The following is an 8,275-nucleotide window of genomic DNA, read 5'->3' as shown; positions in this document are numbered from 1 at the left end:
CGGACATGGTCCGTTCCGGACGCGTCCTCCTCACCTCAGTTAAATCTACTGATAAATGCTAAATTTTCATTGAAAACCACATAGAAAAAGCATATACTTAATATATCAGTACGAGGAATGTAAATATTAAGTCAGGAGGAAAAAGGATATGAAAAGATTAATGACCGCACTACTCGCAGCAGTTATGACTGTAACGATGGCAGGTACGGCCCTGGCAGCCGAAGACCCGGCAGCGCTGCTGGAACGTGTGACACAGAAAGCGAATGAACTGGATTCAATGGACTGTGACTTGGGGGTTCACGCTGTAATGGTGATGCAGGATCCGGAGATGGATTTAGATTTAAGCCTGAATCTGGATATGATGATGAACATGAAGATGGATCAGATTAAGTCGGGGAATCTCCGCTACAAAGCGGATATGGCGATGGAATTCCTGGGCCAGACCGAATATGCTACCGTTTTCTATAAAGACGGCTATTATTATATGGATTCTAACGGGGAGAAGATTAAATATCCGATGGATTTGAATTCTATGATAGCATCGGTAGAGCAGACAACAGCGGCAGCCGATTTGGCTCCCTCTCTTATGAAGAGCCTTTCCGTCAGAGAAGAAGGAGAAAACAGGGTTTTAAGCTATGTGGCTGATCCGGCAAAGATGAATGCCTATGTTCAGGATGCTTTAAAGCCGCTTCTGGGCAGCATGGATGTAGGAATGATTATCAGGGAAGTAAAGGGAGAGTATGTTATAAATAAAGATGATTACTATACGAGTATGAACATGTATATGGTTATGGATATGAGTTCCTACGGCGAGACATTGAGAATCATCATGCTGCTTGAGGGAAATTTCAATAATCCGGGTCAGCCGGTAAATCTGGAGCTTCCTTCCACAGACGGATATTCGGATCTGAGTACATATTATGGCACATCACGGGGCAGCAGCGGCGCAACAGGCCCTGCAGCAGAGATCTGGTAATTAAATTACTGAGAAGTTAAATAACAGATGAAGAGAAGATATGGCCGGGACTTTATGCCCCGAACCGTATCTTCTCTTTTTAAGTTACTGTTCATAGGGTTGCATAACCGGCCGGCTTTGCCCTATAATGAGAAAAAGAGCAGGGGGGAATGGCAGTGCGGCGAACGGATGAAAGCGGAAAATTCCAAAAAAATCTACAGAAATCAGTGGCAAAAAGAATCATTCTCATGATTCTTATCAGCTCGCTTCTTTTCCTGGCCGGCCAATTTTCGGCCACTCTGGCAGCAAATGAGCTGAACGCTTCTAATCACCTGAAGAAGCTGGAGGAGGTTTTTCTTCGCTTTGACAGGCAGAACCGTGAGTTTCTGCTGAATGAAAATACAGTAAAAGCTGTGGAAGCGATAATTGAGGGGGAGGACGCCGGGGCGGCGGATGAATTCAAAAATTATTTCAGACGGTTTGACGAGAACTGTGATGTGCGCAATCAGGTAATCATTACGAATACAGAGGGAGAAGTTCTCTTTACTTCCTTTGGCGAGAATCAGCTCTCCTCTTATCTTGTAAATTATAATAATGCAGTCTGCTATAATGCCAGAAACTGCGGTGAGGGAGATATATACAGGGCAGTTTATTATGATAGGGGAAATTATGCAGATGCCCTGTTTATCAAGCCAATATTTGTGGAGGGGGAAATCACAGGGTATATAACCTTATTTTTATCCGGAAGCGGGTGGAACTTTTATTTGTCGGAAAGCAACTTTGACGGAGTGATTACCGATCTCAGACAAAATGTCATGTATATCAGCAAACCGGGTCTGGCAGACAGCAGTAATAAATTTTACGGAACCAGGCATGGGAGCTGGACCCATGGACAGGCCCGATACTGGGTCGTGTCGAAGGAACTGCCGGAATTTTCGGCAATCATTTATTCTCTGGTATATTATCCCGGAAACGAAACCGTATATATCGGTTTGAGCGCACTGTTCATAATGGGGGCTGCCTGGTATGGGATAGCCAGGTGGATGGCGAAATCCATGGCAGAAAATAATGCGGCATCTATTGAAAGGCTGGTCAGTGAAATCAGAATTATCCGTAAAGGAGATTATGATCATCGGATTCAGATGAATACGGACGATGAGTTCACCGAGGTAGGATATCAGGTGAATCACATGCTGGACAGTATCCAGGCGTTGAATGACAGGAATACAGAGCTTTTGAAGCTGAACAGCCGGATTGAAATGGATCAGCTTACAGCGCAGATGAATCCCCATTTTCTTTATAATACACTCGAAATAATAAGGAACCTGGTAGTCTTTGATGCGGATAAGGCTGAGGAATTGATAGTAAAATTAACGGAAGTGCTCCGTTACAGCATTGATACCTCGAAAAAGGAGGTTACGTTAGAGGAAGATATGCGTTTTATGTACTGTTATCTTGACATCCAAAATTGTCGTTTTGGAAGCAGGTTCAGCTTTGGGGTCAATTTCGAACCGGAGTGTATGAACTGCATTGTACCAAAACTTTTGCTGCAGCCGCTCATCGAAAACAGCATCAAGTATGGATTCAGGAAGAAGATGGAACTTAATATAAAGATTAGCGGTCATGTGGAGGACAATGTTCTGCTCATCAGCGTCCTGGATGACGGCCTTGGAATGGAGGAGGAAAAAGCCGAGGAATTAAGGAAACAGCTTAGAGCGCACGATAACAGCTCGCCGTCCATCGGACTCAGGAACCTGTCGCGCCGTCTCTACCTGAGATATGGCGATGGAAGCGGACTTCAGATCCGGAACAGGGAGGGCGCAGGTTTTGAAGTAGTGGCTCGGATAGAGCAGAGGAAAGGAGAGTGACACATGTACCGAGTGGTTATTGCGGAAGATGAGGACATCATAAGAAAAGGTCTCGTCTATTCCATTCCCTGGGCTGATATGGGGTGTACGGTGGTGGGGGAGGCCGCAAACGGCGTCGAGGGAGTAGCGCTGATACAGCGGCTGGAGCCGGATATTGTTGTGGCAGATATCAATATGCCGATTCTGGACGGGCTGGGAATGATTCGGCAGACATATGAACAATATGATTATTCTGCTATTATATTATCCGGATACTCGAATTTTGAATATGCGAGAACTGCCATACGCTATGGGGTGACAGGATATCTTTTAAAACCATTGAAAAGGGAAGATTTGGCCGAGGCAATAAGAGACGCAAAGGAAAAATGCATGCAGAGGCGTTCCTGGATGAGCCATAAGAAGGAAAAGGAAGAGTGGAAAAATATACAGCTGATTCCCAAAGAAGGAACCAGCAGTGAGGATGATGCGGTGGTGAAAGAGATGCTTGCGTTTATCAGACAGCATTATCGTGAGAAATTGGTATTGCAGGATGTTGTTGATGCCTTAAACTATAGTGAAACTTTTTTGAACAAGAAGTTTAAAAAGCAGATGGGAACCACATTTATTGAATACCTGAATCGTTTTCGGATTCAGAAAGCATTAGAATTGCTCAGAGAAGGCAGGACGGCAGTCCAGGATGTGTCCTGGCAGTGCGGGATTGGCGATTACAAATATTTTAATATGGTATTCAAGAAGTATATTGGGTGCAGCCCGAAGGAATATGTGGGAAAAATCAAACAGCAGGAGAAATGAAACGGTTTGTAATATAGAAACAGTGGCTGATCCATGCAGCAGGAAGAGGATAATTCCTGCTGCATTTTATTGATGACGGTGACCTGTGCGGGGAGCGTGCAGGTTAACGAGGACGAAACGTTAACTTGTGTTTGGTATTTTTCCCTTTTGAGCGGTATTTTAGGTAGAATTGATTGGACTAATTGTATAAGATTATTAATATAAAAGAAGACATTATATACAAAATACCTAAAAATGGGCGGTGGTGTACGTGAGTGTAACTATTACGATTCAAAATGCAGTAAAAAGGTACGGTAATGTGACGGTCATACCGGATTTATCAGTAACAATTCGAAACGGGGAATTATTTACCCTTTTGGGACCGTCCGGATGCGGCAAGACAACTCTGCTGCGGATGATAGCCGGTTTTAACACGATAGAGGGAGGGAGCTTTAAGTTTAACAACCGGTTAATCAACGATATGGAGCCGGGAAAACGCGGCATAGGAATGGTATTTCAGAATTATGCGATATTTCCTAATATGACGGTGCGAAAGAATGTTGAGTTTGGGTTAAAGTATAAGGACATGCCGAAAGAACAGATGAGGAAACAGGCACAGAAGTTCCTGGAACTGGTTCATGTAGATCAGTATGCAGACAGAATGCCGGAACGGCTGTCCGGAGGGCAGCAGCAGAGAGTGGCGCTGGCCAGAGCGCTTGTGATTCAGCCGGATGTACTTTTAATGGATGAGCCGCTGTCGAATCTGGATGCAAAGCTTCGCGTCGAAATGAGGACCGTGATTAAGAATATCCAGAAAGAGGTTGGCATTACAACGGTTTATGTGACACATGATCAGGAGGAGGCAATGGCAATCTCCGACAGAATTGCAGTTATGAAGGACGGGGTGATCCGCCACTGCGGCGAGCCAAAAAACATATATCAAAGACCGGCCGATCTGTTTGTGGCAACTTTTATTGGAAAATCAAATCTTCTGAATGCTAAGCTGATGCAAAAAGGACGGGAGGCAGTGCTTGAGTTTCCGAATGGATACCGGATTTGTATGGACTCAGTACAGGATTCGGAAATCAGGGAACGGGATGTGACCTTATCCGTCAGACCGGAAGAATTGTTTGTGCACAAGTGTACAGAGGGGGAGAGGAAGGAAGGTATCAGCGCTAAGATCATGGACAGCGTATTTCTTGGTTCCAACACTCATTATTTCGTTGAGCTTGAGACAGGAGAAACAGCGGAAATCATTCAGGAGTCGGAGATTGATGAGATTATTCCACCGGGGAGACGGGTTTTACTCACCTTGAACAGCCGCAAAGCAAATATTTTTGACCCCGAGACGACGAAAAGCCTGATGAAGGGGATTAAAAACAGTACGGACATCCCCCGGGACGAGGCAGGACGGGAGGTGAGCGGATGAGCCATTCGAAAGTGCGCTGGGATTTCTGGAATATTATTTCCGGGGGATTAATGGTCCTGTTTCTTATATTCCTGGTTTATCCTATTGGCAGGCTTCTGAAGGAATCTGTATATACAGACGGGAAATTCACTATGGAAGCATTTCGGATGTTTTTCAGTAAGTCCTATTACTACGAATCCATATTCCACAGTGTGAAAATCGCGTTCTGTGTTATGGCGGCGAGCCTGCTTCTGGGTATCCCCTTTGCTTATTTCTATTCCTTTTTCAGGCTCGGCGGCCGGAAGCTCTTATTCGTCCTCTGCCTGCTTTGTACGATGTCGGCGCCATTTATCGGAGCTTATGCATGGATACTTTTAATGGGCAACTCCGGGCTGATTACCGGAATATTAAAATCATTTGGGATTAACGGCGTATCCATCTACGGGTTCGGAGGAATTGTGTTTGTGCAGACCCTGAAGCTCTTTCCGCTGGTTGTAATCTATATGAACGGAGCATTCAGGGATATCGACAACTCTCTGCTGGAGGCGGCCGAGAGCATGGGCTGCAAAGGTGTGGATCGGTTTAAGAGGGTGATTATGGCCCTGACGATGCCGACAATTCTGGCGGCAGCGCTGCTTGTATTTATGCGTTCCTTTGCCGATTTCGGAACTCCCGTGCTGATCGGACGGGGGTACAGCACCTTCCCTGTACTGATATACAATCAGTATTTGGGTGAAAACGGGACAAACTACCACTTTGCGGCTGCAATTAGCGTCATTGCGGTACTGGTGACCGCTGTAATATTCATTATCCAGAAGACAGCATCCAACCGGTTCAAATTCACGATTAATGCTCTCCATCCGGTGGAGCCGAAGAAGGCCACCGGCCTCGGTAACTTCCTGATGCATGCATACTGCTATCTCCTGGTTGGGATTTCGCTTCTGCCGCAGATATATATCGTTAATATGTCATTTAGAAACTATAAAAACAGCATTTTGAAACCGGGCTATTCCCTTATCAATTACCAGAAAGCGCTGGAGAAAATGCTGATGCGATCGGTCGGAAATACATTAATTGTCAGTGGGCTGACTCTCGCAGTGATTATCGTAATTGCCGTTTTGATTGCGTATCTGGTAGTGAGAAGAAACAACCTGTTCAACAATGCAATTGATACAATATCCATGATGCCGTATATCATGCCCGGAGCCGTAATCGGTATTGCCCTGGTGGTGGCATTTTCCAGAAAACCGTTTACGCTTACAGGAACCCTCTTCATAATGGTGATAGCGCTGGCCATACGGCGTATGCCTTTTACCAGCCGTTCGGCAACGGCAGCCATGATGAAAATCCCCGTTAATATTGAGGAGGCGGCATTGAGCCTGGGGGCCTCAAAACCGGCGGCATTTATTAAAATAACGGTTCCGATGATGTCCAGCGGGATTATCTCGGGAGCAGTTTTAAGCTTTGTATCCATAATTACTGAAATGTCATCGGGGGTGATTCTGTATAATAACAGAACGATTACACTGACAATCAGCACCTACTCGGCAATCACCAGCGGAATCTATGGTGTGGCGGCTGTATTTGCGACCATAACAATGCTCCTGACCATTATCTGTCTGGTAGTCTATCTGCGTTTTACGAAGCTGGAAGACGTAAAAATGTAGCTGTCCGGCAGGAAACAAATTTAAAAGAGCAAAATAAAACATATAGAATGAAAGGGAGGATATTTATGAAGAAAAAAAGACTGATGGCGGCGGGTTTGTCTGCAGCAATGGTTTTATCCATGACTGCCTGTGGAGGAAAAGAAGCCCCGGCCGAGACAAAAAAAGAAGAGACGAAGACAGAAGCCGCGAAGGAACAGGCCGAGCAGGACAGCGGAGAAAGGCCCTATTATGTGAGGCCGGCATCAGAGGTAACCGGGAAAATCACGGTATATACAACGATGGAGGAAACTCAGCAGCAGGTACTTAATGATATATGGAAAAAATACTACCCTGACTGTGAACTTGAGATTCAGGCCGACTCAGTCGGAACCCTGGCAACCAGGATAAGGAGCGATGAATCGTGCGACGCTGATGTGGTAATCGGAGGGATGTTTGCCGCTGACGGCGACACCTATCACGACATACTTCAGCCGTATACGGGCGCATGTGATAAAGAACAGCTTTATCACGATGATGCAGGCTACTATAATTTTTATGATGTACAGGTGATGTGTCTCGTGGTTAACCCGGCATTGAGAGATGAACTTGGCATTGAAATTAACGGATATGAAGATTTACTGAACCCTGCCCTGAAGGGGAAGATTATTCTTGCCGCACCGGATTCCACGTCGTCGGGCTGGCGTCAGCTTCAGACAATCCTGGCTGTGATGGGAGATAAATTCGATGATGAAAAAGGGTGGGATTATATTAAGAAACTGATTCCGGCCAGCTTTTCCACTACATCGTCCAAAGATGTCTACAATCTGGTCAGCAATGGCGAGTATGTGGTCGGTCTTTCATATGAATCAAGTGTAGTGGCATTAATCAATGACGGCGCGCCGATCGAATGTGTCTATATGGAAGAAGGAAATACAGCTATGGCAGGCGGCGCGGCGATTGTCAAGAATGCCCCGAACCTTCCGGCTGCTCAGGCCATGATTGATCTTCTTACTTCGGCAGAATTCCAGGACGCCCGGGCAGAGGTATCGGCAGGACGCGGTTCTAACGGAAACTGTAATTTAAGCGGCCTTCCTGCGGAAGATACGCTTGGGATGAAGGAGCTTGATTTTGACTATCTGAAAGAACACAAAGACGAAATCATGAATCACTGGAATGAGCTGTATGCAGAGCTTAATTAAATGGAGATTTAACTGAGGTAGGAGGACGCGTCCGGAACGGACTATGTCCGGTGTGGTGAGGGGGATGGCTGAGTCTTCCGCCCCCGGGTAGGTTGTCGTGAGGGGAATCCGGTCGGAATGAATTGCTGCGGGGACCGTTTGCACTTTTCGAAGCGCATAGCCGTGCTAAATTCGTGAGAAACCTCATTAAGCACGGATGGGCTTCCATATCCCCTGCAGAATTGATTCCGCCTCCTTCCCCCGGTCAGGTTTTCGCCAGGGACGGAAGACTCAGGCGGAGATTCGTGCAACACCGGACATGGTCCGTTCCGGGCGCTGATTGTCTCCAACCTTAAATGAGGAGGACCCTGTCGCGGCCACTACATGTTTCCGGCAGGCCGATATCAAATCTTCAGCAATTCTTTAAAAAGGCGCATGGAAGGCATATC

Annotated in this window: 6 protein-coding genes; all 6 read left to right on the top strand. The window is 46.1% G+C overall.

All coding sequences use genetic code 11. The features are described from left to right. Positions 1-148 precede the first annotated feature (148 nt). The 6 genes from CLOSYM_RS13480 (at position 149) to CLOSYM_RS13455 (ending at position 7,847) form a co-directional block, all read left to right on the top strand. Positions 149-976: a DUF6612 family protein gene (locus CLOSYM_RS13480; protein WP_003505806.1), complete on the top strand. Its 828-nt coding sequence runs from the start codon at positions 149-151 to the stop codon at positions 974-976. Between the two features lie 149 nt (positions 977-1,125). After that, positions 1,126-2,823: a sensor histidine kinase gene (locus CLOSYM_RS13475; protein WP_021642527.1), complete on the top strand. Its 1,698-nt coding sequence runs from the start codon at positions 1,126-1,128 to the stop codon at positions 2,821-2,823. A 3-nt stretch (positions 2,824-2,826) separates the two neighbouring features. After that, positions 2,827-3,615, top strand: coding sequence for a response regulator transcription factor (locus tag CLOSYM_RS13470; protein WP_009297769.1), 789 nt, complete (start codon positions 2,827-2,829; stop codon positions 3,613-3,615). Between the two features lie 250 nt (positions 3,616-3,865). After that, entirely contained in the window at positions 3,866-5,023 is a 1,158-nt protein-coding gene (locus CLOSYM_RS13465; RefSeq protein ID WP_003498270.1) for an ABC transporter ATP-binding protein, read from the top strand. Further along, positions 5,020-6,669 (top strand): ABC transporter permease, encoded by a 1,650-nt coding sequence (locus CLOSYM_RS13460; protein ID WP_021642524.1) that lies wholly within the window; start codon positions 5,020-5,022, stop codon positions 6,667-6,669. Before CLOSYM_RS13465 ends, CLOSYM_RS13460 begins: the two co-directional genes overlap by 4 nt. Before the next feature lie 65 nt (positions 6,670-6,734). Further along, complete coding sequence (locus CLOSYM_RS13455; RefSeq protein ID WP_003498256.1) at positions 6,735-7,847, top strand: extracellular solute-binding protein; 1,113 nt, start codon at positions 6,735-6,737, stop codon at positions 7,845-7,847. Positions 7,848-8,275: the final 428 nt, after the last annotated feature.

Source organism: [Clostridium] symbiosum ATCC 14940 (assembly GCF_000466485.1).
Taxonomy (GTDB): Bacteria; Bacillota; Clostridia; order Lachnospirales; family Lachnospiraceae; genus Otoolea; species Otoolea symbiosa.
The sequence above is the reverse complement of the archived record's forward strand: the minus strand, read 5'-3'. Positions and strand labels throughout refer to the sequence as shown.